Annotated in this window: 21 protein-coding genes and 1 riboswitch; of the genes, 14 read left to right on the top strand and 7 right to left on the bottom strand. The window is 64.2% G+C overall.

Annotated elements, in window-relative coordinates; translation table 11 throughout:
• Positions 1-148 precede the first annotated feature (148 nt).
• On the top strand, positions 149-664 hold the full coding sequence (locus tag AC1RR3_RS19400; protein ID WP_492824698.1) for a L,D-transpeptidase: 516 nt from the start codon (positions 149-151) through the stop codon (positions 662-664).
• A gap of 56 nt (positions 665-720) precedes the next feature.
• On the opposite strand, the gene AC1RR3_RS19395 is transcribed toward AC1RR3_RS19400, so the two are convergent.
• Together AC1RR3_RS19395 and AC1RR3_RS19390 are read right to left on the bottom strand one after the other, a co-directional pair.
• Positions 721-1,314 carry a thermonuclease family protein gene (locus AC1RR3_RS19395; protein WP_492824697.1) on the bottom strand — a complete coding sequence of 198 codons (594 nt, stop codon included), beginning with the start codon at positions 1,312-1,314 and terminating at the stop codon, positions 721-723.
• Between the two features lie 168 nt (positions 1,315-1,482).
• Positions 1,483-2,382, bottom strand: a complete 900-nt coding sequence (locus AC1RR3_RS19390) for a methyltransferase domain-containing protein (protein WP_492824696.1) — start codon at positions 2,380-2,382, stop codon at positions 1,483-1,485.
• Positions 2,383-2,938: 556 nt separating this feature from the next.
• Here AC1RR3_RS19390 and AC1RR3_RS19385 point away from each other — a divergent pair.
• The 5 genes from AC1RR3_RS19385 to cysN all read left to right on the top strand — a co-directional run bounded on the left by AC1RR3_RS19385 (position 2,939) and on the right by cysN (position 9,121).
• On the top strand, positions 2,939-3,088 hold the full coding sequence (locus tag AC1RR3_RS19385) for a hypothetical protein (RefSeq protein ID WP_492824695.1): 150 nt from the start codon (positions 2,939-2,941) through the stop codon (positions 3,086-3,088).
• A 283-nt stretch (positions 3,089-3,371) separates the two neighbouring features.
• The gene (locus AC1RR3_RS19380; RefSeq protein ID WP_492824694.1) at positions 3,372-5,081 is read left to right on the top strand and encodes a methyl-accepting chemotaxis protein; all 1,710 of its coding nucleotides are present in this window, start codon (positions 3,372-3,374) and stop codon (positions 5,079-5,081) included.
• A 160-nt stretch (positions 5,082-5,241) separates the two neighbouring features.
• Positions 5,242-6,261, top strand: coding sequence for a sulfotransferase family protein (locus AC1RR3_RS19375; RefSeq protein ID WP_492824693.1), 1,020 nt, complete (start codon positions 5,242-5,244; stop codon positions 6,259-6,261).
• Between the two features lie 5 nt (positions 6,262-6,266).
• A complete protein-coding gene (gene cysD / locus AC1RR3_RS19370; protein WP_492824692.1) occupies positions 6,267-7,226 on the top strand; it encodes a sulfate adenylyltransferase subunit CysD in 960 nt (319 codons plus the stop codon).
• Positions 7,226-9,121, top strand: coding sequence for a sulfate adenylyltransferase subunit CysN (cysN, locus tag AC1RR3_RS19365; RefSeq protein ID WP_492824691.1), 1,896 nt, complete (start codon positions 7,226-7,228; stop codon positions 9,119-9,121). The genes cysD and cysN overlap by 1 nt, the downstream gene beginning before the upstream one ends.
• A 49-nt stretch (positions 9,122-9,170) precedes the next feature.
• Here cysN and AC1RR3_RS19360 read toward each other — a convergent pair whose 3' ends face one another.
• Positions 9,171-9,368, bottom strand: coding sequence for a DUF1674 domain-containing protein (locus AC1RR3_RS19360; protein WP_492824690.1), 198 nt, complete (start codon positions 9,366-9,368; stop codon positions 9,171-9,173).
• A gap of 188 nt (positions 9,369-9,556) precedes the next feature.
• Between AC1RR3_RS19360 and AC1RR3_RS19355 the strand changes: the two genes are divergently transcribed.
• From AC1RR3_RS19355 to purH, 3 genes are all read left to right on the top strand, one after another.
• The gene (locus tag AC1RR3_RS19355; RefSeq protein WP_492824689.1) at positions 9,557-10,903 is read left to right on the top strand and encodes an RsmB/NOP family class I SAM-dependent RNA methyltransferase; all 1,347 of its coding nucleotides are present in this window, start codon (positions 9,557-9,559) and stop codon (positions 10,901-10,903) included.
• A gap of 156 nt (positions 10,904-11,059) precedes the next feature.
• Positions 11,060-12,778, top strand: a complete 1,719-nt coding sequence (locus tag AC1RR3_RS19350; protein ID WP_492824741.1) for a heparinase II/III family protein — start codon at positions 11,060-11,062, stop codon at positions 12,776-12,778.
• Positions 12,779-12,837: 59 nt separating this feature from the next.
• Positions 12,838-12,919, top strand: a riboswitch (ZMP/ZTP riboswitch).
• A gap of 24 nt (positions 12,920-12,943) precedes the next feature.
• Complete coding sequence (gene purH / locus AC1RR3_RS19345) at positions 12,944-14,536, top strand: bifunctional phosphoribosylaminoimidazolecarboxamide formyltransferase/IMP cyclohydrolase (RefSeq protein WP_492824688.1); 1,593 nt, start codon at positions 12,944-12,946, stop codon at positions 14,534-14,536.
• Positions 14,537-14,641: 105 nt separating this feature from the next.
• Here purH and AC1RR3_RS19340 read toward each other — a convergent pair whose 3' ends face one another.
• Positions 14,642-16,027 carry an MFS transporter gene (locus AC1RR3_RS19340; protein ID WP_492824687.1) on the bottom strand — a complete coding sequence of 462 codons (1,386 nt, stop codon included), beginning with the start codon at positions 16,025-16,027 and terminating at the stop codon, positions 14,642-14,644.
• Between the two features lie 100 nt (positions 16,028-16,127).
• Here AC1RR3_RS19340 and ggt point away from each other — a divergent pair, with 100 nt between their 5' ends.
• Complete coding sequence (gene ggt, locus AC1RR3_RS19335; protein ID WP_492824686.1) at positions 16,128-17,879, top strand: gamma-glutamyltransferase; 1,752 nt, start codon at positions 16,128-16,130, stop codon at positions 17,877-17,879.
• A 77-nt stretch (positions 17,880-17,956) separates the two neighbouring features.
• Here the strand turns inward: ggt and AC1RR3_RS19330 are convergent, their stop codons facing one another.
• Positions 17,957-18,622 (bottom strand): glutathione S-transferase family protein, encoded by a 666-nt coding sequence (locus AC1RR3_RS19330; protein ID WP_492824685.1) that lies wholly within the window; start codon positions 18,620-18,622, stop codon positions 17,957-17,959.
• 163 nt (positions 18,623-18,785) lie between these two features.
• Here AC1RR3_RS19330 and AC1RR3_RS19325 point away from each other — a divergent pair, with 163 nt between their 5' ends.
• The 4 genes from AC1RR3_RS19325 (at position 18,786) to panE (ending at position 22,532) form a co-directional block, all read left to right on the top strand.
• Complete coding sequence (locus AC1RR3_RS19325; RefSeq protein WP_492824684.1) at positions 18,786-19,367, top strand: DUF2239 family protein; 582 nt, start codon at positions 18,786-18,788, stop codon at positions 19,365-19,367.
• A gap of 90 nt (positions 19,368-19,457) precedes the next feature.
• Complete coding sequence (locus AC1RR3_RS19320; RefSeq protein ID WP_492824683.1) at positions 19,458-20,807, top strand: MATE family efflux transporter; 1,350 nt, start codon at positions 19,458-19,460, stop codon at positions 20,805-20,807.
• Positions 20,808-20,910: 103 nt separating this feature from the next.
• Complete coding sequence (locus AC1RR3_RS19315) at positions 20,911-21,519, top strand: 2-hydroxychromene-2-carboxylate isomerase (RefSeq protein ID WP_492824682.1); 609 nt, start codon at positions 20,911-20,913, stop codon at positions 21,517-21,519.
• Positions 21,520-21,608: 89 nt separating this feature from the next.
• On the top strand, positions 21,609-22,532 hold the full coding sequence (gene panE, locus AC1RR3_RS19310) for a 2-dehydropantoate 2-reductase (RefSeq protein WP_492824681.1): 924 nt from the start codon (positions 21,609-21,611) through the stop codon (positions 22,530-22,532).
• 12 nt (positions 22,533-22,544) lie between these two features.
• Here panE and AC1RR3_RS19305 read toward each other — a convergent pair whose 3' ends face one another.
• Entirely contained in the window at positions 22,545-23,138 is a 594-nt protein-coding gene (locus tag AC1RR3_RS19305; RefSeq protein WP_492824680.1) for a c-type cytochrome, read from the bottom strand.
• 191 nt (positions 23,139-23,329) lie between these two features.
• Positions 23,330-24,598 carry a PQQ-dependent sugar dehydrogenase gene (locus AC1RR3_RS19300; protein ID WP_492824679.1) on the bottom strand — a complete coding sequence of 423 codons (1,269 nt, stop codon included), beginning with the start codon at positions 24,596-24,598 and terminating at the stop codon, positions 23,330-23,332.
• Positions 24,599-24,830 lie beyond the last annotated feature (232 nt).

Below are 24,830 nucleotides of genomic sequence, written 5' to 3'. Positions count from 1 at the left end.
TTTCCTTTGTTCCCTCTGCTGGCTGGCCCTTGGCGGCCGCGTGTGGAAACCATCCGGTTAACGGGCGCGGTTAAGATTGTCGGGACGAGCGGGCAATTGCCGGTTTTGCGTAGATTTGGACGACCCGTTCGGGGGAAGGGGAAAATTGATGTCGATGAGGATTGCACTGGCGCTGGCCGCCACCATCGGGGCAGGGGTCTTGATGTCGACAGCGGCCGAGGCGCGGCCAGAGATGGTAGGGGCACACCTGGCCGACTATTCGCCGGGCACCATCGTGGTCAAAACCAACGAGCGGCGGCTCTATCTCATTCTCGATAACGGCCACGCCGTGCGCTATCCGGTCGGCGTTGGCAAGTCCGGCAAGCAGTGGGCCGGCACCACCCGCATCGACGGCAAGTATCGCAATCCGGCCTGGTCGCCGCCTGCCGAGGTGAAGCGCGACAAGCCGAGCATTCCGGACGTCATTCCCGGCGGCTCCCCGCGCAACCCGATGGGCGTTGCGGCGATGACGCTCGCCGGCGGCGAATATGCGATCCACGGCACCAACGTGCCGGGCTCGATCGGCGGCTTCGTCTCCTATGGCTGCATCCGCATGCTCAACGAAGACATCACGGATCTCTACAGCCGCGTTTCCGTCGGCACCACGGTGGTCGTGGCGCGCTGAGCGCAGCGACCAGATTCAGGACAGCCAAAGCCGCGTCACTCGACGCGGCTTTTTTGTTACCAGAAGCGCCAGCCGCGCGCGGCGCACCAGCCGTCGCGATGGCCGCCATTGTAGCTGCGCGCATAACCGCCGGCGAGCAGCGCGGCCGACACGTTGGCGGTACGCTTGGTCGCGACGTCAGCAAGGACCCGCCCGTATTTGTCGGCGCCGAGATTGGTGATGGTGACGCCGCCCTCACGCAGCAGTCCCCGCAACGCATCGGCGGCGGCTTCAGCCTTGTCCAGCTCCTCCTGGCAGGACGCCTTCATCTCCGGCGCATCGATGCCGCGCAGGCGAACGCGCGCGACGAGATCGCGGCCGCCCTGCTGATAAACACGCGCGAGAAAGGTGTCGCCGTCGATGGTGCGGATGACGTCGACTGGACGACGAGCATCGGCGGTGCCGGCCTGCTGAAGGATGATCTCGGCGTCCTGCGACCGACCGTCGGCTCCGTGCGGAACCGGCCAGTTCGCTCCGTGCCGGAAGACGAGCACGATCGCCACCACGATTCCGACTACGAACATCCATGGCAACAGGCCGGAGAAGCGGCGGCCGAACGGCGAGCCGCCGAATTGCGGCCGATAGGCATTGGGGCGATCCTGGAAACGCATCGGCTCACGCTAGGACTGAGTCGGGGAAACCGGCAAGGCACGATCGGATGCCCGGCCTGCCGCCAACGCGCGTCTCGTCCGGATCGTGACCGGTCGTAAATTCCACCTATGCAGAGAACGCTATTCCAAGCGCGACGGATAAGGCCGCCGCAACGCTCCCGTTGTCGATTAACTCACCCGCTCTACGCGCGCTGCATCTCCGATCGAGTTGGTTCTACGCCAAGCTGCATCGAGCTTTACCACGAGCCGATCGCTGGCTTCGAGGGTGACGGCCGTGGCTAAAGTGCTCATATGCTCTGCTGTCCATAGCAGATGGCTGTCGGACCAGAGTTCTTGTGTCCAAAGGATGGCATTGCATAAGCCCGGCGCGACAAGGTCCAGGCTCAACTCGCCTGGATAAGGTGCGGTTTGCGTCTCTGCACCGTAGTTGATGTCGGCAACCTGGCTTTCTCTGCTCAGTTTGCGGAATGCGCCGCGCAGATAACGATAACCTCCACTTCCCCACGATGGAGACCATTCGTAGTCAGCGCTGATGCGCGGGCGCGCCATCGTGTGTTGTAACTCCATGCGCGCCGTCTCGAACAGCGTCGTCAAGCTAAGCTGATACCGCTTTTCCATATCGGAAATAGTGCGGCGCAGATCATCTAGTTCGGTACCGGCGTCGACACCGGGCCATTCACAAGCAACACCGGAATAGCGAACCCGGTCCGGTATGATGATGCAATTCGGCCCACCGAATTGCTCGCGCAAAGCGTAAACAAGCGTTGAGCGAGCCTCGTCGACAACGAGATGATTCGTATAGACGAAGGCGATAATGGCATCGAAGCCACCATTGAGCGTGTCGCGCGACTGGGTTGTGAGATCGCCTTCGACGAAGCGGATCTTGTTTGAAAGACCATTCTCCTCGGCTAGGGCGCGCGCGAGCTCCACGTTCTCGCGATCGATCGCAACGACCTCAGAAGCGCCCGCCTTCGCAGCGAGGAACGACATGAGCCCGGTACCACAGCCGGCGTCGAGCACGCGCATTCCGGGTCGGATGAGCCGTTCGATGGCGCGTGCAACGGCCATGGTGCGATCGACTCGTGCGAGCAGTCTGACATGCGTAATACTGGAGAACAGTGGGTTGTGAAAGGAATGGGCAGGTTTCGTAGCTGTCGACATCGGCGGAAATCCGGGTGCTATGGTTGATTCCACTTTCAGTTCGGGTGTTAGCATCGTCTCGGAGACCGACGCTAAGCCGAAATTCTCATAACGTTGCCGGCGGGAAGATCAGTACCGGCGATTCAAATCATAAGTTTCAATCGTGTGAGCAGCTCGGGGGCGCGGCGTCTGGAACCGGTCGTCCGGCTCCGCTCAAGATTCTTTCACCTGTTCATAGGCTATTGCTATCTTAAGATGTGTCAACGACATTCGATGCCTATACCCGCCTAAGTAGATTCATCCCACCGTCGGAATGGCCCCCGGCGCGGAGCGGAACTTAGCAAGTTACGGATTCGGATCAGGGAATTGCGACAGATGGCTCGCGTTCTGGCACCAAATCCGCTCCACTAGCGTGGCGGATCAGAAGTTCGCCAAACTGGTGTTGCGAAAATGGCGGCGACCACGATCTCGGACGCCATCTCCGATGGCTGCCGCGCAGCCGGATGTCGCGGCCGCGACCACCGTTGCCGGAGGCGAATGCGCGATTCACGTCACCGACCGGCCCGGATCAATCGACGTCTTCGTATCCTGTGACTGCATTCGCACGCTGAACGAAGACGTTTCCGATCTCTAGAGTCACGTTTCGCTCGCCACCACAAAAGGTCGTGGGCGCTGACGGAATTGATGCCGCGCGGCTTGCTGTTTGCGGCGCATCCACGCGCTGAACGACGCTATCATCGCCGTCACCAGCCTCGTTTCGGATGATCACGATTGGCTGAAGCAGCGCGACCCCGTAATTCTACCACCAGGTGTGGCAATCTTCCGTGGCTACTTTGCATAAAGTTGCAATTCGTTTACGCGAATTTCAATTTTTGGTTGCCAACTGACAAGAGTATTTGCTGGGACGGGGGTTCACGATGGCATCATTCAAATTTCGTATCGGTACAAAGCTGGGCATCGTCTCAGCGATCAGCATCCTGCTGGTCGGTGGCATGCTGGTCAATCAGGCGCTGGGCAATCGGTCGATTGTCGCATCCAACGGCTTGTTGATTCTCAACTATCTCAACAAGGGCAATGCGCAGTCGGCGCAGACGGCGATAGCGCGGGCGCAGACAACCGCTCTTGAGATTGCGTCCGCGCCGTCAGTCGCAAGAATCGATGAGCTCCTTCAGGTTCTCCGCGCCAACGTGACCAAAGCCGACACGGAGATTGATGCCGCGCGCGATCGGGCCAAACAACAGTTTACAAAGGATGCCTATCAGGCGGCCCGGCAAGCAGTGGATGCCTATCTGACCAGCGCCCTCGAGCTTGCGGAGGCGCAAAAGCGCGTCATTGGCGCCAATGGAGGGGCCGAGGCGGAAGCGGCGAAGGCCCGCGTTCTTAACGAGCGTACGTTCCCGGCGGCTGCGCAAGTCAATGCTGCCATCGACAAAGGGGTGGACATCGCCAACGACTACGCGGCCAAGCGCAAGAGCCAGGTGCTGGAGGAACTGGATTCCACCGCCAATCTCGCGCTCATAATCGGCGTGGCCGTCATGTTGACGCTGATGGGTTCCGCAGTCTTCGCGGTATTGAACATCGCCCGACCGATCCGGCGTATCGGCGGTGTGCTGCTGCAGCTCGCCGACGGCAACAAGACCATCGAGATTCCCTTCACGACCCGTGGCGACGAAATCGGTGACAACGCCCGTGCGGCCCGTACCTTCAAGGACAATCTGATCCGCATCGAGCAGATGGAAGCCGATCAGAAGGATCTGGAGGCCGCAGCCGCCGCCCGGCGCAAGGATGAGATGATGAAGCTCGCCGGTGCGTTCGAAGCCGCGGTCGGTAGCATCATCACCTCGGTATCGTCAGCCTCCAAGCAACTCGAATCCGCAGCCGGCACGCTGTCCGGGACGGCAGAGGAGACGCAGCAACTCTCCGGGATGGTGGCCGCAGCTTCCGAAGAGGCCTCCGCCAATGTCGGCGCTGTGGCTTCCGCCGCAGAAGAGATGAGCACGTCGGTGGTCGAGATCGGCCGGCAGGTGCACGATTCCAGCCGCATCGCCGGCGAAGCGGTGAGGCAGGCCGAGCGCACCGACGCGCAGATCAACGAATTGCTCAAGGCTGCGGGCCGGATCGGCGACGTCGTCAAGTTGATCACCGCGATTGCGGAGCAGACCAACCTGCTGGCGCTAAACGCCACGATCGAGGCGGCTCGCGCCGGCGAGTCCGGCCGCGGCTTCGCCGTGGTCGCGAGCGAGGTCAAGGCGCTCGCGGCACAAACCGCGAAGGCCACGGAGGAAATCGGCGCGCAGATCGCCGGCATGCAGAGTGCGACGGAAGACTCCGTTGGCGCGATCAAGGAGATCAGCGCCACCATCGCCAGGATCTCGGACATCTCGACGACCATCGCTGCAACCATTGAAGAGCAGGGTGCTGCGACGGCCGAGATTGCGCGCAATGTCAACGAGGCAGCGAAGGGAACCGTCGAAGTTGCGGACAAGATCGCTCAGGTCAGCCAGGGCGCCAGCGCCACCGGCGCTGCGTCCGGACAGGTGCTGTCATCGGCGCGCTCGCTCTCCAGCGAGAGCGGGCTCCTGAAAGCCGAGGTCGAGAAGTTCCTCGAGACGGTGCGCGCGGCCTGATTTGATTTGCGGCGAAGCGGCGAGCATCGCGTCGATGCTCGCCCGTCGCGACCCCGGTAAGTCCCGGGTTTGACGGCAATCAGAAAGCAACTATAGGTAGGCGGTGCCCCGAAACGCGCGATCATCGTCGCCAGCGGTATCTGTTCCAGGGAGCCCCAACATGAACAACGAGCAGGTCTTCGCCGATTCTCTGCAACGAATGGCCGATCTGATACGCCAGCAGCACAGCTCGCTCGACGTCATGTCGCTCTCGCCAGTTGGCGAATTCCAAACCAGAACAGTCAGTCTCGAGACTTTGACGCGGGAAGTCACTGAGTGCCTTTCCGCAAGCTTTCGGCAGCGGCCGGCGCACGATTTTCCGACGCTGCATTTCGCATGGGGAAAATGCCGCGTCGGGTCGACGGCGCTGACCAACCTGTTTGGCACGATGGGAATGCCCTCATACTACCAGCCGGTGAAAGCCATCCTGCGCGATGCAATGGTGGGCAACTCATTGAGACCTTGGATCGTGCCACCAGCAAGCAATAGCCCGAATATCTTCAGCAAGGAGACGATGGGCCCCTATGTGCTCGCGGAAAGTCTGTTCAATCCCCTACGGATATTGATTGATGCGGGCTATCCGCGACACCGGCTCCATTGCATCATGCTCGATCGCGAACCGGCAAGTTCACTGGCGTCGTGGATCGAAAAATGGTCGGACCGCGCTTCTGAAAAAACGCTGGTCCACAATTACGTTGCCGCCGCGCTCAACGCCGTGCGGGTGGCAAGCTACGCCGAACAACAGGGCATTCCGGTCACTCACTACGTCTACGAGGTGAGCAAGGAGGCCGTATCGTCGGTTCGTATCCTGTTCGACCGCCTCGGCCTTTCGGGCAGCTTCACCGAAAACGCCGTGACGTCCTGGCGAAAGCCGGGACAAGTGGAGGCGAACAACGCGCGCGTCATCTTCCCGAGCGAAGCGACGATCTACAAGGTGCCAAATCTGCACACCTCCGATAGTGCCTATCGCTACCAGCGCCGCGCAACCGCGTCCCTGAGCGAAACCCAGCTCGACATTCTGGAGCGCTGCGGCGTTAACGATGCCTATCGCGCGTCGGTGGCCGCCTGCGTTCGCGACCTCCACCTGAACGCAACGACGTCGACGCGCTTGTTCGGCGACTGGTTTGCAGCAGCCGCGTGATCCCCATGCTTGATGTTCCCACAGTCGCCGAATCGTCCCTTCCAGGAAGGGCCGAAGGTGAACCCCTTCGCACCAGCCATCTTCAACGGCTGGAAGCGGAGAGCATCCATATCCTGCGCGAGACCGCGGCCGAGTTTCGCAAGCCGGTCATGCTCTATTCGATCGGCAAGGACTCCTCGGTGCTGCTGCATCTGGCGATGAAGGCATTTCATCCCGGCAAGCCGCCGTTCCCGCTGCTGCACGTCGATACGACATGGAAGTTCCGCGAGATGATCGAATTTCGCGACCGCCGTGCACGCGAGCTCGGCCTCGATCTGATCGTCCATACCAACAATGACGGCCTGAGCCAGGGCATCGACCCGTTCCGCCACGGCTCGGCCCGCTACACCGACGTCATGAAGACGCAAGCGTTGCGGCAGGCGCTGGACCTCCACGGCTTCGACGCGGCGATCGGAGGCGCGCGACGCGACGAGGAGAAATCGCGCGCCAAGGAACGCATCTTCTCGCACCGGAGCGCGGCGCATCGCTGGGATCCGAAGAACCAGCGGCCGGAGCTGTGGAGCCTGTACAACACGATGCTCGCCCCCGGCGAGAGCATGCGGGTTTTTCCGCTGTCGAACTGGACCGAGCTCGACATCTGGGACTACATCCTGGTCGAGGCCATCCCGATCGTTCCGCTCTATCTGTCCGCACCGCGCCCGGTGGTCGAGCGCGACGGCGCGCTGATCATGGTGGACGACGAGCGGATGCCGTTGCGCCCGGATGAAGAGCCCCGCATGCGCTCCGTCAGATTCCGTACCCTCGGCTGCTATCCCCTCACCGGCGCAACGACGTCGGACGCTGCAACCCTGCCGGAGATTGTGCGCGAGATGATGGCCTCGCGCACCTCCGAACGGCAAGGACGCATGATCGACCGGGACAGTCCCGCATCGATGGAGCGCAAGAAGGCGGAAGGATATTTCTGATGTCCTATCACGAGGCCCCCTCGATTGCCGCGCTCGAAGCGCCGCGGCTGGACCAGGACGATCGTCCGACGCTGCGTTTCGTGACCTGCGGCAGCGTCGATGACGGCAAGAGCACGCTGGTCGGCCGCCTGCTCTACGATTCGAAGACGCTGCTCGACGACCAGCTCGACGCACTCGCCTCCGAGAGCAAGACCGCCGGCACCACCGGCGGCGATCTCGATTTCGCGCTGCTGGTCGACGGCTTGCAGGCCGAGCGCGAGCAGGGCATCACGATCGACGTCGCCTACCGTTTCTTCGCCACCAAGCGGCGCCGCTTCATCGTCGCCGACACGCCCGGCCACGCGCAGTATACACGCAACATGGCGACCGGCGCCTCCAACGCCGATCTCGCCGTGGTGCTGGTCGACGCCCGCAAGGGCGTGATCACGCAGACTCGGCGCCACAGCCACATCCTGTCGCTGCTCGGCATCCGCCACGTCGTGCTCGCCGTGAACAAGATGGATCTGATCGGATTCGACGGCGACCGCTTCGCGGCGATCACAGCCGAATATTTGACCATGGCCGGCCAGCTCGGGATCTCCCAGGTGCAGTGCATCCCGGTGGTGGCGCCCAGCGGCGACAACATCGTCGCCGCAAGCACACGCATGCCCTGGTACGCGGGGCCGACTGTGACGGCCTATCTGGAATCCGTGGACGTGGCCGGCGACGTCTCGCAGCGGCCGTTTCGGCTGCCTGTGCAATGGGTCAACCGGCCACATGCGGATTTTCGTGGTTTCTGCGGACGGATCGCGAGCGGAACGATCGCGACCGGAGAGACCCTCACAGTGCAGCCGTCGGGCCTTCGCACCCGCGTGGCGCGTATTCTCACACCCGGCGGCGAGCGAGATCGGGCCGCGGCGGGCGAATCGGTCACGCTCACGCTCACCGACGAAATCGACGTCAGCCGCGGCGACGTGCTGACGGCGGGCAGCGCACCGCTGGTGTCCGACCAATTGGCCGCCCATCTCGTCTGGTTCGACGACGAGGCCATGGTCGCGGGCCGGCGCTATTTGCTCAAATGCGGCACGGCTTCGACCGGCGCGGTGGTCACGACGCTCAAGCACCGCATCGCCATCGACACCATGGCGCAGGAAAGCGCCACCACGCTCGACGTCAACCAGATCGGCTACGTCCATCTCAATCTCGACCGCCCGCTGGTGTTCGAGGCCTATCGCGACGATCGCGAGATGGGCAGCTTCATTCTCGTCGATCCGATCAGCCACCGCACGGCGGCGGCCGGAATGATCGACCTGTCGCTCCGCCGCGCCACCAATATTCATTGGCAGCGGGGCGCCGTCGACAAATCCATGCGCGCGCGGCTCAAGCAGCAGAAGCCCTGCGTGCTCTGGTTCACTGGCCTCAGCGGTGCCGGCAAATCGACCATCGCCGATCTCGTCGACCGCCGGCTTGCCGAACTCGGACGCCATGCCGCGCTGCTCGACGGCGACAATCTCCGTCATGGCATCAATCGCGACCTCGGCTTCTCCAGCTCGGAGAGAATGGAGAATGTCCGGCGCGTCGCGGAGATTGCAGCCCTGTTCGTCGATGCCGGCATGATCGCGCTGGTCGCGCTGATCTCACCGTTCCGCAGCGAGCGCGAGATGGCGCGGCATCGGGTCGAGGCCGGCGAGTTCATCGAGATCCACGTCGCGACCCCGCTCGCCGAATGCGAGCGGCGCGATACCAAGGGGCTTTATCGCAAGGCGCGAGCGGGCGAATTGCCGGCGTTCACCGGCATCGACCAACCCTACGAGGCGCCGCAGGCACCGGAGATCACCATCGATACGTCGGTACTGTCGGGCGAGGCGGCCTGCGAGCGCATCATCAGCTACTTGCGGGAACACCATTACCTTTAGCGGCCGGAGCGCGCCTTGCGCGCGTCGTCCGGCCGATTCGGCTGAAGGCTCAGAAGTCCGAGGCGATGCCTTTGGTTTCCCAATCGCCATAGCGGGTGGGCTCGGGCCCCTTCGGTCCCTGGAGCTCCTTCGGCCGCGCCTTGGCCTCCGCGGCCGCAGCATGCCGGCGCGCCTCGGCTTCAGCCAGCGCGCGCTGGGCGGCCGGCGGGAGCTGCTTGCGATCGGGAACGGGAGGCTGGTCGCTCATGGTCCGGCTTTTTAGCGCAGGACGAGCCGCGGCGCGACGTCCAATAACGCATTCCTGAAATCGGGCCCGGAGGGCTGAAAAAACCGGAAGCTATTCTTACATTTGGCATATTCGCGTGCCAGAGATCGATCTCTCAAGGCATGCGCCCATCGTGGCGGAACTGCCGCTCGCTCAGAACCTTAAGCCGCATGCCATCTCAACGTTTCGCCCCTCCATCCGAAGTGCCCGGTCTCGCGGCGCGGCGGATTGCCGCTGATATCGTCGACGGCGTGCTGCACAAGCACCGCACGCTCGACGACCAGCTCGACGGCAGCGGCGCCCATCCCGGACTGAAGACGCTGGCCGACCGCGACCGCGCGCTGATGCGCCGCCTGGTCGCCACCGTGCTGCGCCGGCTCGGCACGCTCGGCCATGTGCTGTCGCGCCTGCTCGACAAGGGCATTCCCTCCGAGGCGCCGCGCGCGCAGAGCGCGCTGCTGATCGGCGCCGCGCAGATCCTCTGGATGGACGTGCCTGACCATGCAGCCGTCGATCTCTCCGTCCGCCTCGTGCAGTCCGACCGGCGCGCCGCGCGCTATGCCGGCCTCGTCAACGCCGTGCTGCGACGCTGTGCGCGCGAGGGCCACGCGCTGGTCGAGGAAGTTGCCGCGCAATCGCTGGACCTGCCGCCATGGCTGCTGGCGCGCTGGAGCGCGCATTATGGCGAGGCCACCGCGAGAGACATGGCGCTCGCGCTCGGCCACGAGCCGTCGCTCGATCTCACCGTGAAGTCTGACGCCGCGCAATGGGCAAGCCGCCTGCATGGCGAGACGCTGCCGACCGGGACGGTGCGGATGCTGCTGCACGGCGCGGTGACCATGCTGCCTGGCTTTACCGAGGGACAATGGTGGGTGCAGGACGCTGCCGCCGCGCTGCCGGCCCGGCTGTTCGGCGACATCAAGGGCAAGTCCATTGCCGATCTCTGCGCCGCGCCCGGCGGCAAGACCGCGCAACTGGCACTATCAGGCGCGCATGTCACGGCGATCGACCGCTCGCCCGCCCGGGTGGCGCGGCTGCGCGAGAATCTGACGCGACTGTCGCTCCAGGCCGAGACCGTCGTCGCCGACGCCGTGGAATGGGCCGGACCGGCCGGAAGTTTTGACGGCATCCTGATCGATGCGCCCTGCACCTCGACCGGCACGATCCGCCGTCACCCTGATGTGGCCTGGCTCCGGCAGGAATCCGACATCGCCGCCCTGACCGCACTCCAGCAGCGGCTGCTGAAGAAATCCGTCTCGCTGCTGAAGCCGGGTGGGACGCTGGTCTATTGCACCTGTTCGCTGGAACCCGAAGAGGGCGAGCAGGCGATCGCGACGCTGCTGGCCGCAGAGCCCGCGCTTCGCCGCGTTCCGATCGAAGCGTCGGAGGTCGCGGGCCTCGACGAAATCATCACCGCCGATGGTGACCTGCGCACCCTGCCCAGCCATCTGCCGAACGCCGATCCCAAGCTCGGCGGGCTCGATGGATTCTTCGCTAGCAGGCTCGTTAAATCCTGATTTTGCACTGGTTTTTGCAACCCCGACGCTGATTCGCGCCGTTCAAGGTGGTGTCAGGCGGGCGATTTTGGGATTAATAAGGATTCGTCGGAATCCTCTCCCCCTTCAAGGCAAGGCGTGTCGGTCGCTCAACGCAGACGTATCTCGACGCTGGTGATGAACCGCTTCGCGCGGAACATGCTCGCGCGCGCGAGCGGCGGTTCAGTTGCGCTGTCGCGGGTCTGGCCCGGCCGCACCGACCGGCTCATCATCGCGCCGCATGATCTGCGCACGGCGGACGCGACGCGTGCCGCCGAGATCTATGCCGGGCGCTTCGTCTTCGCCGGCAAGATCGTCAATTGCCACGGCCGCTCGATCTTCGATCTCGAACCGCCGTCGGAGGATTGGGAGGTCGCGCTGCTCGGCTTCGGCTGGCTGCGCCATCTGCGCGCCGCCGACACCGCGCTGACGCGGGCCAACGCGCGTGCGCTGGTCGAGGACTGGATCGCCAACCCCGCCAACAAGCGCCGCGCCGTCGCGCGGCGCGCCGACGTGCTGGCGCGGCGCGTGATCTCACTGCTGTCGCAGGCACCCCTGGTGCTCAACGACACCGACAACAAATTCTATCGCCGTTACTTGCGCGCGCTCGCACGCGAGATTCGTTTCCTGCGCTACACCATGGTCGACATCCCCGACGGGGTGCCGAAACTCCAGGTGCTGATCGCGCTGTGCTACACGACACTCTGCCTCGCCAACCAGGCGCGTCACATCCGCAGCGCCTCGAAAAAGCTCTCCGACGAATTGCAGCGGCAGATCCTGCCCGACGGCGGCCACATCTCGCGCAATCCGGGCGCGCTGATCGAGATCCTGATCGACCTGTTGCCGCTGCGGCAGACCTTTGCCGCGCGCAACATCGCACCGCCGCCGGCACTGCTCAACGCGATCGACCGCATGATGCCGATGCTGCGCTTCTTCCGGCATGGCGACGGCAATTTCGCGCTGTTCAACGGCATGAGCGCGACGCCCTCGGACCTGCTCGCGACGCTGCTCGCCTATGACGACACCCACGGCGCGCCGATGGCGAACATGCCGCATACCGGCTTCCAGCGCCTCGATGCCGGCCAGACCACTGTCATCATCGACACCGGCCCGCCGCCGCCAGCCGGCGTCAGCCACGACGCCCATGCCGGCTGCCTGTCGTTCGAACTGTCGTCCGGCATCAGCCGCATCGTCACCAATTGCGGCATGCCCACGACTGGCCGCGACAATTGGCGGCCGTTCGCGCGCGGCACGGCCGCGCATTCGACGCTGACCTATCACGACACCTCGTCATGTCAGTTCGTCGAGATGACGGCGATGAAGCGGCTGTTGCACGGCTCGCCCGTCACCAGCGGCCCCGTCGAGGTCGAGAGCTATCGCGAGATCGTGCAGAACGGCACGCTGCTGACGACGTCGCATGACGGCTATCTCGCCAAATTCGGCGCGATCCATCGCCGCGTGCTGATGATTGCCAACGACGGCGCGCGCATCGACGGCGAGGACACGCTGTCGCCGCCGCAGGGCGGACGTTTCAAGGGCGCGGACGCCGACTTCGCGCTGCGCTTCCATCTGCATCCCGCGGTGAAGGCGAGCCGGCTGTCGGACGCCCGCGGCGTCATGCTGGTGCTGCCGAACCGCGACGTCTGGACCTTCGAGGCGCTCGACGACAAGGTCGACCTCGAGGACAGCGTGTTCCTGGCCGGCAATGACGGCCCCCGCCGCACCGCGCAGATCGTGATCCGGCAGGACGCGCGGCAGGCGCCGTCGATCCGCTGGAGCTTTGTCCGCTCTACCGCTTCGCCGGCGGTCACCAATGCCCGCCGCAACGCCCGGCGTGAGCCGGAACTTCCGCTGTAGACGCGCACGATTCGGCCCCATCTCGTCGTTGTGAAAACGGCCAAAAGCTGCTATCGAGCGCTCGTTCGCGCGACTGGCGACCTTGGATGGAGCACCATCGGGAAGCGCGACACATATCCGCCGCGCGCCTGGGCATAGACACTCCTAAGACAGAGGATCTTGCTCATGACTGACCATCCCCGCCGCGTCACCCGCGCCCTTCTTTCCGTTTCCGACAAGACCGGCCTGATCGAGTTCGCCAAGGCGCTTGCCGCCCATGATATCGAGTTGGTCTCGACCGGCGGCACCGCGAAGGCGATCGCCGCGGCCGGCCTCAAGGTGAAGGACGTGTCCGAGCTCACCGGCTTCCCCGAGATGATGGACGGTCGCGTCAAGACGCTGCATCCGAAGGTGCATGGCGGCCTGCTCGCGATCCGCGACAACAAGGAACATGCGGAGGCGATGAAGGCGCACGGCATCGCGCCGATCGATCTCCTCGTCGTCAACCTCTATCCGTTCGAGGCGACCGTCGACAAAGGCGCGGGCTTTGAGGATTGCATCGAGAACATCGACATCGGCGGCCCCGCGATGATCCGCGCCGCCGCCAAGAACCATGACGACGTCGCCGTCGTGGTCGAGGCCGACGACTACAAGGCCGTGCTCGACGAGCTCGCCGCCAACAGCGGTGCAACCACGCTGAAGCTGCGCCGCCGCCTTGCGGCAAAGGCCTATGCGCGCACCGCAGCTTACGACGCCGCCATCTCGAACTGGTTCAACCGTCAGCTCGAGATCGACGCGCCCGATTTCCGCGCCTTCGGCGGCAAGCTGATCCAGTCGCTGCGCTACGGCGAGAACCCGCACCAGACCGCGGCGTTCTATGCGACGCCGGACAAGCGCCCGGGCGTCTCCACTGCGCGTCAGCTCCAGGGCAAGGAGCTCTCCTACAATAACATCAACGACACCGATGCGGCCTATGAATGCATCGGCGAGTTCGACACCAAGCGCACCGCGGCCTGCGTCATCGTCAAGCACGCCAACCCTTGTGGCGTTGCCGAAGGCGCGAACCTCGTCGACGCCTATCGCAAGGCGCTGGCCTGCGATTCCACCTCGGCGTTCGGTGGCATCATCGCGATGAACCGCGCACTCGACGCCGACACCGCGCGCGAGATCACGAAGATCTTCACTGAGGTGATCATCGCGCCCGACGCCAGCGAGGAAGCGATTTCGATCATCGGCGCGCGCAAGAACCTCCGCCTGCTACTCGCCGGCAGCCTGCCCGATCCGCGCGCGCCGGGCCTCACCGCCAAGACAGTGGCCGGCGGCCTGCTCGTGCAGAGCCGCGACAACGCCGTGGTTGACGACATGACCTTCAAGGTCGTGACCAAGCGTGCGCCGACCGACGCGGAAATGCGCGACCTCAAGTTCGCGTTCCGGGTCGCAAAGCACGTCAAGTCCAACACCATCATCTACGCCAAGGATCTCGCCACCGTCGGCATCGGCGCAGGCCAGATGAGCCGGGTGGATTCAGCCCGGATCGCGGCGCGCAAGGCGCTGGATGCTGCGGCTGAGCTGAAGCTCGCCGAGCCGCTCACCAAGGGCTCGGTGGTGGCGTCGGATGCGTTCTTCCCGTTCGCCGACGGCATGCTCGCCTGCATCGAGGCCGGCGCCACCGCCGTGGTGCAGCCCGGCGGCTCGATGCGCGACGACGAGGTGATCAAGGCCGCCGACGAGCACGGCATCGCCATGGTGTTCACCGGGACAAGGCACTTCAGGCACTGACGCGAGCGAGAGAGCGTAGCCCGGATGGAGCGCAGCGAAATCCGGGTTCTCTCATCTTGGTGACGACGGCCCCGGATTGCGCTGCGCTCCATCCGGGCTACGAGGCTACTCCTTCACCCGCATCAACAGACCCAGCCCGGCAACGAAGAACACCACCAGCACGGCCATGCCGGCCTTCTGGCTGGCCGTCGCCGCGGTGATCACGCCGATCAGCAGCGGGCCGATGAAGGACGTGACTTTTCCAGTCAACGCAAACAGCCCAAAATACTGCGCGATACGATCCTTCGGCGCGAGGCGGATCAGCAGCGTGCGGGAGGCGGCCTGCAATGGGCCGCCGGCTGCACCGATCAGACAGCCCAGCACGAGATAGGCACGCTCGGCCGCGCTCGAGAACAGGGGCGCGCCCGGCACGGGCGGCGCGACCTTGACGAACAGCACGCTCTCCTTGTCGACCAGAAGGATCGCGGCCACCGCGAGCAACAGGATCAGCATGCTGCCGGCGATAACGCGCTTCGGTCCCAGGGAATCATCGAGCTTGCCGCCGAGCCACGCACCAAAGGTGCCGGCAATCGCCAGCATGATGCCGAAGGTGCCGATCTGGATCGTGTGCCAGCCGAAGGTGCCGGCGGCATAGATGCCGCCAAACGCGAACAGCGACACCAGGCCATCGGTGTAGATCATGTTGGCGAGCAGGAATGCGGCGAGCGATTTCTGCTGCGGCAAGCTCTTGATCGATTGCTTCAGCTCGGCAAGGCCTTCGTGCAGTGCCTCGCGCACAGGTCGCTTCGCCGGGTAATCCGGCGTGAACAGGAACAGCGGCGTCACGAAGATGATGAACCACAGCCCGGTCAACGGCCCGGCGGCGCGATCACCCTGATGGGTTACGGGATCGAGCCCGAACAGCGGCGTGAGGCCGAGTAGCGTACGTCCGGTCTCCGGATTCGCCGCGAGCAAGCCGAGCACGATGATCAGGCTGACGATGCCGCCGATGTAACCCGTGGCCCAGCCGGTGCCCGAAAGCCGGCCGATCCGCTCCGGCGGCACCAGGGTCGGCATCATCGCGTTGTTGAAGACGGTGGCGAATTCCGCGCCGACGCTGGCGAGCGCGACCGCGGTGAGCAGAGGCGGAATGATGGAGGGATCGCCGGGCTTGCCGATCCACAACGTGCAGGACGCCAGCACCAGCAGAGCACCAAATCCTGCGATCCATGGCTTCCTGCGACCCGAGGCATCCGCGATGGCGCCCAGCAGCGGCGACATCAGCGCGATGGCGAGACCCGCGGCCGCCATCGCAAAACCCCACAGCGATTGGCCAGTGGCAGCATCTGGCGCAATGCTGGTCGCGAAATAGGGCGCGAACACGAAAGTCGTGATCAGCGTGAAATAAGGCTGCGCGGCCCAGTCGAAGAAGATCCAGCTTATGACGGCGGAGCGCGGGGGATAGATCCGTGGCGCGCCAGCCATGCGCGCATCCGGGGCGATCGTCGTCATTCCAAAGTCCTCATCACGAACAGTTTTGCCTCTCTCGAGGCAAACCGTATAGCATTGCAGCGACACGTGTGAACTGCCTCAACGCCACGACGGACGTTTGATGATGTCGTCATTTTCGACACGGCGAACATTTTTCGCCTTCATTGCCACTCTGGCGTTCGGTCTTGCGCCGGCCACCGCACAGGATGCGCGACGAGCCTATGTCCCGCCCGCGCTCGACACGGTGCATGCCGTTCCCGCCGAGCACGGCATGGTGGTGGCGCAGGAGAAGATATCCGCGCAAGTCGGCGCCGACATCCTGCGACGCGGCGGCAACGCCGTCGACGCCGCGGTCGCCACCGGCTTTGCCATGGCCGTGACCTATCCCCGCGCCGGCAATATCGGCGGCGGCGGCTTCATGGTGATCCATTCAGCCGAACGCAAAGAAGACGTCACGATCGACTATCGTGAGACCGCGCCGGCCGCGACCACGCCACAAATCTTCCTCGGTCCCGACGGCAAGCCCGACACGGCGAAGTCGCGCGATTCCGCGCTCGGGGTCGGCGTGCCCGGCACGGTCGCAGGTCTCGCGCTGGCATTGGAAAAATACGGCTCCGGCCAGTTCACGCTGGCGCAACTGCTCGAACCCGCGATTGCGCTCGCCCGCGACGGTTTTGTCATCAGCGAGGATATCGCCGACACGCTGCCGGGCTGGCACCCGCGGCTCGCGCGCTGGCCCTCCTCGGCCAAAATATTCTCGGGCCCCGACGGCACGCCACTCGGTGAAGGCAATCGGCTGGTGCAGAGCGACCTTGCCGAAACGCTGTCCGCTGTCGCGACGCAAGGTCCGCGCGGCTTCTATGAGGGGCCGGTCGCGGAGAAATTGGCCAAGGCGGTCTCCGACGCCGGCGGCATCATGACGCCGGCGGACCTGAAATCCTACCAGGCGGTGATCCGCGCGCCGGTGCGTGGCAGCTATCGCGGCTATGACATCGTGTCGATGCCGCTGCCGTCCTCCGGCGGCGTGGTGCTGGTGGAGACGCTCAACATCCTCGAAGGCTTTCAGCTTGCTGATTTGAAGCAGGGCTCGCCGGCGTCGCTGCACCTGCTGATCGAGGCCATGAAGCGGGCCTATGCGGACCGCGCGCGCTATCTCGGCGATCCCGCCTTCGTCAACGCACCGATCGAGACCCTCACCGCCAAGGCCTACGCCGCCAAGCTGCGGGCGGGCATCTCCACAGATCGCGCCACGCCATCGAAACAGATCGTGTCCGCCCCTCCCGCGCCACGCGAGGGCACCAACACCACGCATTTCTCCGTCGTCGACAGCCACGGCAATGCCGTCAGCAATACCTACACGCTGAACTTCAGCTATGGCGTCGGCCTCGTTGCCGACGGCACCGGCGTGCTGCTCAACAACGAGCTCGACGATTTCACCGCGGCGGTCGGCGCCTCCAACGCTTACGGCCTCGTCGGCTACGAGGCCAATTTGCCCGGGCCCGGCAAGCGGCCGCTCTCCTCGATGTCACCGACCATCGTGCTGAAAGACGGCAAGCCGGTGCTGGTGACGGGCTCGCCCGGCGGCAGCCGGATCATCTCCACTGTGCTCCAGGTGATCGTGAATGTTCTCGACTACAAGATGGATGTTGCGGCCGCCGTGGCTGCGCCGCGGCTGCACCATCAATGGCTGCCGGACGAGGTGCGCATCGAGCGCGGCTTTCCCGATGATGTCCTGTTCGAGCTGAAAGCGATGGACCACCTCATCGTCGAACCGATGGGGCAGACATCAGCGAATTCGATCGCTGTGACACCGAATGGCCCCCTCGGCGCACCCGATCCGCGCTCGCGTGGAGCGGAAGCGGCGGGGCAGTAGCATCGCCGGTGCGCTGTCGGCGACGCGCGGCCGCGTGCTCCACGCGAACTGACAGCTTATCCCCGCGGTGAGAAAACTTACCGCCCCACCTGATACGGCCCGCCCTTTTCCAGCGCACGCGCATAGGCCGGCCGCGCGTGAATGCGCTCCAGAAACGCCATCGCCTTGGGATGGCCCTGCTCGAGCCCGCCACGCGCTTGCGCTGCTTCGAGCGGGAAGCTCATCTGGATGTCGGCCGCCGTGAACTCGTTGCCGGCGAACCACTCGCTCTTCGCAAGCTCACCTTCCCAATAATCCATGTGCTGCTTGAGCTGCGGGTTGACCAGCGCGGTGAGCGCCTGGTTCGACACCTTGCGCACCAGCGGGCGCAGCAAAGCCGGCGCGCGCTTCGGCATCAGCGTGAACAGCAGCTTCAGCAGCAACGGCGACATCGCCGAGCCTTCGGCATAGTGCAGCCAGTAAGTGAAGCGCAGCCGCTCCGGCGTATCAGGCGGCGGGATCAGCCGGCCGTTGCCGTAGGTGGCGATGAGATATTCGATGATCGCGCCTGATTCCGCGATGGTGTTGCCGTTGTCGGTGATGACGGGCGACTTGCCGAGCGGATGGATCGCACGCAGCTCCTTCGGCGCGCGCATGTCGGGCTGACGCTGGTAGCGCACGATCTCGTAGGGCACGCCCAACTCCTCGAGCAGCCACAGCACGCGCTGCGAGCGGGAATTGTTGAGGTGGTGAACGGTCAACATCGGCGGGGTCCCCGGGCTAGGCGTGGTCAGTCGGTCGCGTACCTGCCAGCCCGGGACCGCAATGTCGAGCCATCCGGACGGATATTTTCATCCGGGTATATTGACGTTCGTAATTTACCCGGATATTAAATGACCCAGCATCATCAATCTGGCAATGATTCCAATGCAACGAACCTTCACCGCCTTTCAGGGTGCGCGCCGCCTGGCGTCGGGGCCGGCAGGCGAGGTCGCGCTGGTCGTCAAGCGGATGGCGCCACGGCCGGACGAGCCCATCATCATCTTCGAGGACGCCACGGGCCGATCGATCGACTTCGATCTACGCGGCGGGGATCGCGAGGTGCTGGCGCGGCTGGCGAAGCTTGTCCCGCCCCCGGTCGAGGAGACCGCACCACCGAGCGAGCCGCGCGGGCGCGGGCGGCCGAAGCTCGGCGTGGTCGCACGCGAGGTGACGTTGCTGCCGCGGCACTGGGAGTGGCTCAACGCCCAGCCCGGCGGCGCTTCGGTCTCGCTGCGGAAACTCGTCGAGGAGGCAAGGCGCGCCAGCGGCGACAAGGATCGCGAGCGGCAGGCGCGCGACGCGGCCTATCACTTCATGTCGACCATGGCCGGCAATTTGCCGCAGTTCGAGGAAGCCTTGCGCGCGCTGTTTGCGGATGACCGGCGACGCTTCACCGCACTGATCGCCGACTGGCCCGTCGACATCCGCGACCACATCGTCAAGCTCGCCTACAGCGACCGCGCTTAGAGCACACCGCTCTCTCAAATCCCCATCGACGGCCCGAGCCGCGCGCTTCGCGCGGCAACGGCCTCGCACGCCCTGATGAAAGGCACATCCATGTCCACCGCCACGCCGCTCTGGAAAACATTTTCGCGTTTCCTCGCACCGTTGATACTGAGCAACGCGTTGCAATCGCTGTTCGGCACCATCAGCAACGTCTATCTCGGCCAGATGATCGGCGTCGACGCGCTCGCGGCGGTCTCGGTTTTCTTCCCGGTGATGTTCTTCCTGTTCGCCTTCGTGATGGGCCTGAGCACCGGCGCCACCGTGCTGATCGGGCAGGCGTTTGGCGCGGGCGAGCGCGGAAAAATCAAGAGCGTCGTCGGGACGACGCTCGCGGTCGGACTGCTGCTCTCGATTTCCGTCGCACTCGTCGGCGGGATCTTCAGCCGGCAATTGATGACGATGCTCGCGACGCCCGCGGACATTCTCGCTCCCGCCAGCGCCTATGCGCGCATCATGCTGCTGACGATGCCGCTCGGCTTCGTCTTCCTGCTGATGACGGCGATGATACGCGGCGTGGGCGATGGACTGACGCCATTGCTGGCGCTGGCGCTATCGACCGTGATCGGCCTGATCCTGACGCCGATGCTGATCCGCGGCTCATTCGGGTTGCCCACGGCAGGTATCACCAGCCCGGCATGGGCGGCCGCGATCGCCAACGCGCTGACGCTGCTGTTGCTCGCGGCCTACTTGCTGCGGAAGAAACATGCGCTCGCGCCTGATGCTGCGCTGCTGCGTCATCTGCGGCTCGACCGCGCCATGCTCGGAAAGATCCTCGGCATTGGCCTGCCGAGCGCCATCGGCATGGTGGTGATGGCGATCGCCGAGCTGGTGCTGCTGGGCCTCGTCAATGGCTACGGGTCCGATGCCACAGCGGCCTACGGCGCGGTCAACCAAGTCATGGGCTACACGCAGTTCACGGCGATCTCGATTTCGATCGCGGTCTCGATCCTCGGCGCGCAGGCCATCGGCAGCGGCGACAGGGCACGGCTCGACGGTATCGTGCGCACCGGGCTTGCGTTCAACCTCGTCCTGACCGGCGGCCTCGTGGCGCTGATCTATCTCGTACCTCGAGCCGTGCTCGGCATCTTCATCACCGATGGCGCCGTGCTCGATCTGGCGAAAGGGTTGCTCACCATCGCCCTGTGGAGCTCGGTGCCGTTCGGCCTCGCCACGGTGTTCTCAGGCGCGATGCGTGCCGCCGGCGTGGCGCTGACGCCGATGCTGCTGTCGATCTTCGCCATTGTCGCGATCGAGCTGCCGGCTGCGATCATCCTGAGCCGCACGGTCGGCCTTCGGGCCGTATGGGCTGCCTATCCGATCGTGTTCTGCGCCATGTTCGTTTTGCAGATGGGCTATTACCTGCTGGTGTGGCGCAAGCGGGCGATCCGGCGCCTGATCTGATCATCAAGATATTATGACCGTCATTAAACGGTGGACCTGTGGCGCACGCTGCGTCACAATGGATGAAAGGCCAGATCAAAAAGCGACGTCAGGGAGAACGAGTTTGACCCGCACAGCCCCGCAATTCCTGTTCGATTTCGGCAGCCCGAACGCCTATCTCAGCCATCTCGCGATCCCCGCGATCGAGCAGCGCATCGGCGTCAAATTCGAATATGTGCCGATCCTGCTCGGCGGCATCTTCAAATCGACCAACAACAAATCGCCGGCCGAGACGCTTGCCGGCATCAAGAACAAGCGCGAATTCCAGGCGGTCGAGACCGAGCGCTTCATCAAGCGCTACAAGGTGCCGCCCTACGTCATGAATCCCTTCTTTCCGGTCAACACGCTGAACCTGATGCGCACCGCGATCGCGGCGCAGGCCGAGGGCGTGTTCGAGAAATATGTCGAGGCCGCTTTCCATCACATGTGGCGCGAGCCGAAGAAGATGGACGACCCTGAAGTCGCGGCGAAGGCGCTTGTCTCGTCCGGGCTCGATGCCCAAAAACTGTTCGCGCGCGCCGGGGAGCCCGAGATCAAGGGCAAGCTGATCAAGAACACCGAGGAGGCGGTCGCGCGCGGCGCGTTCGGCTCGCCGACCTTCTTCGTCGACAACGAGATGTTCTTCGGCAAGGAGCAGCTGCGCGAGGTCGAGGAGATGGTGCTGGAGAAGTGATCCAGCATCCGCCAGAAAACGGGTGGTCTCCTTGAGGTCGTTCTGGCATGCTCCAGGACGACGGAAAAAACAACAATAAGGACTTTACTATGCGTATCCTCGTTGTCGGCGCCGGCGCCATCGGCGGCTACTTTGGTGGCAGGCTGTTGCAGGCCGGCCGCGACGTCACCTTCCTGGTCCGCCCCAAGCGCGGCAGCGAGCTCGCGAGCGCCGGCCTCGTCATCAAGAGCCCGAACGGCGATGTGACGCTGACGAACCCGCCGACCGTTCAGGCCGACGCCATCAAGGACAAGTTCGACGTCGTGCTGCTGAGCTGCAAGGCATTCGATCTCGACGACGCCATCAAGTCGTTCGCCGCAGCGGTCGGCCCGAACACCGCGATCATTCCGATGCTCAACGGCATGAAGCATCTCGACACGCTCGACGCCAAGTTCGGCAAGGATCGCGTGCTCGGCGGGCTCTGCGCCATCGCCGCGACCTTGAACGAGAAGCGCGAGGTGGTGCAGCTCCAGCCGATGCAGGCGATCACCTATGGCGAACGCGACGGAAAACTGTCGGATCGCGTCAAGGCGATCGACGAGGCCTTCAAGAGCGGCATCGTTGGGGCCACCGCCAGCCAGAACATCATGCAGGACATGTGGGAGAAGTGGGTGTTCCTCTCCTCGCTCGCCGCAAGCACCAGCCTGATGCGTACCTCTGTCGGTAATATTTTGGCCGCCCCCGGCGGCCGCGACTTCCTGCTCGGCATGCTCGATGAAACCAGCGCGATCGCGACCGCGTCGGGCTACACGCCGGGCGGACCGTTCTTCGAGCGGGTGAAGGGCAACATCACCACCGAGGGCTCACCGATGACGGCCTCGATGTTCCGCGACATCAAGGCGGGCCTGCCGGTCGAGGCCGATCACGTGATCGGCGACCTCATCGCCCGCGCCGATGCGGCAAAGGTGCCGGTGCCGAAGCTGCGCATCGCGTATACGCATCTGAAGGCGTATGAGAAGCAGCGGGCGGGGTAGATAGCAGCTCCGCTATTTGAAATAGGCGAGATAGTGCGAGACGGCCGTGATTTCCTCATCGCTCATGTGATAGGCGACGTCGGCCATCGCGGCGCCACCGCCGCCGACGCGCTGGCTGCTCTTGTAGTCGTGCAGCGCCTTGACGAGGTATTCCTCACGCTGCCCCGCGAGCCGCGCGACCGCCTTGGTGCCAGCAAAGCTATCTGTATGGCATGAGGCGCAGCGGCGGCCGACGGCAACTTCCGCGCCTTTCTTCGACAGGTCCGGATCCCCGTCTTCCGCTGCCTTCGGCGGCGTCATCGCCGCGAAATAGGCGCCGAGATTGCGGACATCCTCGTTGGTGATCTCCTCGGCGATCGGTTGCATCTGGTCGTTCTTGCGCGAGCCGGCGCGGAAGAACACGAGCTGCCATTGCAGAAACTGATCCGGCTGGCCGGCGAGCGAGGGAATGTTCTCGGTCTGCGAGATGCCGTTTTCGCCGTGACAGCCGGAGCAGACAGACGCCTTCTCCTTGACCGCGGCATTGTCGGCGGCCTGGGCTGGCATGAATGCAAGCGCTGTAAGCGAGAGCGCGCCGATGACATACGGAAAAAGCTGGCGGCGCATGGTGAGGATTCCGATCTATCGAGCTCGTCATTGCGGGGCGTGCGAAGCACGAGCCCGAAATCCATAACCAACAGCCGGGGTTATGGGTTCCGGACTCGCGCTAACGCGCGATCCGGAAAGACAGCAGGAGATGTTGAAATGAAAGAGGCTGCGGCCGTCACCCGGTCGCAGCCTCTGCTTCTTCGTCGCAGCTACTTCTTGCTGTAGCTGATCCGGTAGATCGCGCCGGCCCAGTCGTCGGCGACGAGGATCGAGCCGTCCTTGGCGAGGATGATGTCGTTGGGACGGCCGAGATAGCCCTGGTCACCCTCGATCCAGCCGGAGGCGAACACCTCCTTCTTGGCGTTCTTGCCGTCGGGCCCGACGATCACGCGCGTGATATTGCCGCCCTGGTACTTGTGACGATTCCAGGAGCCGTGCTCGGCGATCAAAATGTTGTTCTTGTACTCGGCGGGGAATTGATCGCCGGTGTAGAACTTCATGCCGAGCGGAGCGACATGCGCGCCGAGATTCAGCACGGGCGGCGTGAACTCGGAGCACTTGTGGCCCATCGCGAACTTCGTATCCAGCAGGTCGCCCTGGTGGCAGTAGGGATAGCCGAAATGCTCGCCGATCTTCGAGATCATGTTCAGCTTGTCTGAGGGCAGATCGTCGCTGATCCAGTCGCGCGCGTTCTCGGTGAACCAGTATTTGCCGGTGCGCGGATCGACGTCGCCGCCGACCGAGTTGCGAACGCCGAGCGCATAGATTTCCGCGTTGCCGGTCTTGGGATCGACGCGGCGGATCTGAGAGACGCTGGTCGGGGGAACGCCGATGTTGAAGGGCGGTCCGAACGGCAAATAGAACCAGCCTTCCTTGTCCGCCGCGATGTACTTCCAGCCATGCGCGGCATAGGACGGCATGTCGTCATAGACGACCTTGCCCTCGCCGGGATTGTCGAGCTTGTTTTCGATGTCGTCGTAGCGGATCAGCTTGTCGACCGCGATGACATAGAGCGCGCCGTCCTTGACGGCGAGACCGGTGGGCATGTTCAGCCCCTTGAGGATGGTCTTGACCTCTTTCTTCCCGCCATTGTCCTTGATCGCATAGACGTTGCCGAGGCCGAACGAGCCGACGAACAACGTGCCCTTGTCACCCCAGGCCATCTGCCGCGCGGCGAGCACGCCGGGCGCATAGACCTCGATCTTGAAGCCGGCCGGCAGCTTGATCTTCTTCATCATCGCCGCGAGCTCGGCCTCCGAGGCGCCGGTCGGCGGCCCGGACGGCGGCGCGAGGCCCTTCTGCGCCTCGGTCTCGTCGCCGAGGAACCAGTCATCCGGCGGATGGGTCCAGAATTCCTTGGTGCCGGATTCGTACTTCTTCAGCGGTTTGCTTTTGTCCTGCGCATTGACAGCGCCGGTCCCGGCAAGAAGGGCAACCGCTGCAAGCGCCAACACGGATCGATGGAACATCGATGTCATCGCGTCACTCCCCTATGGCAGCCGTCAGGGCTGCACGTTATTTTGTTATGGCTAGTCGAGAGGCGAAGTTTTGAGTCTGCCCGCGAGGCAGACCCAAAAAGGTTAGCACATCTGCGAGCGCTGAGAAGCGCGTCGCGTGCGCTGCAGTTGCGCTCAATAAAAATTGAGACGGATTTTCTCTCGGCATGAGCACGGCAGCGGCAATGACCTCGCTGCAACGCGGAATCAAAAT

The organism is Bradyrhizobium sp. GW821-FHT13H05, from assembly GCF_058804065.1.
The sequence above is the reverse complement of the archived record's forward strand: the minus strand, read 5'-3'. Positions and strand labels throughout refer to the sequence as shown.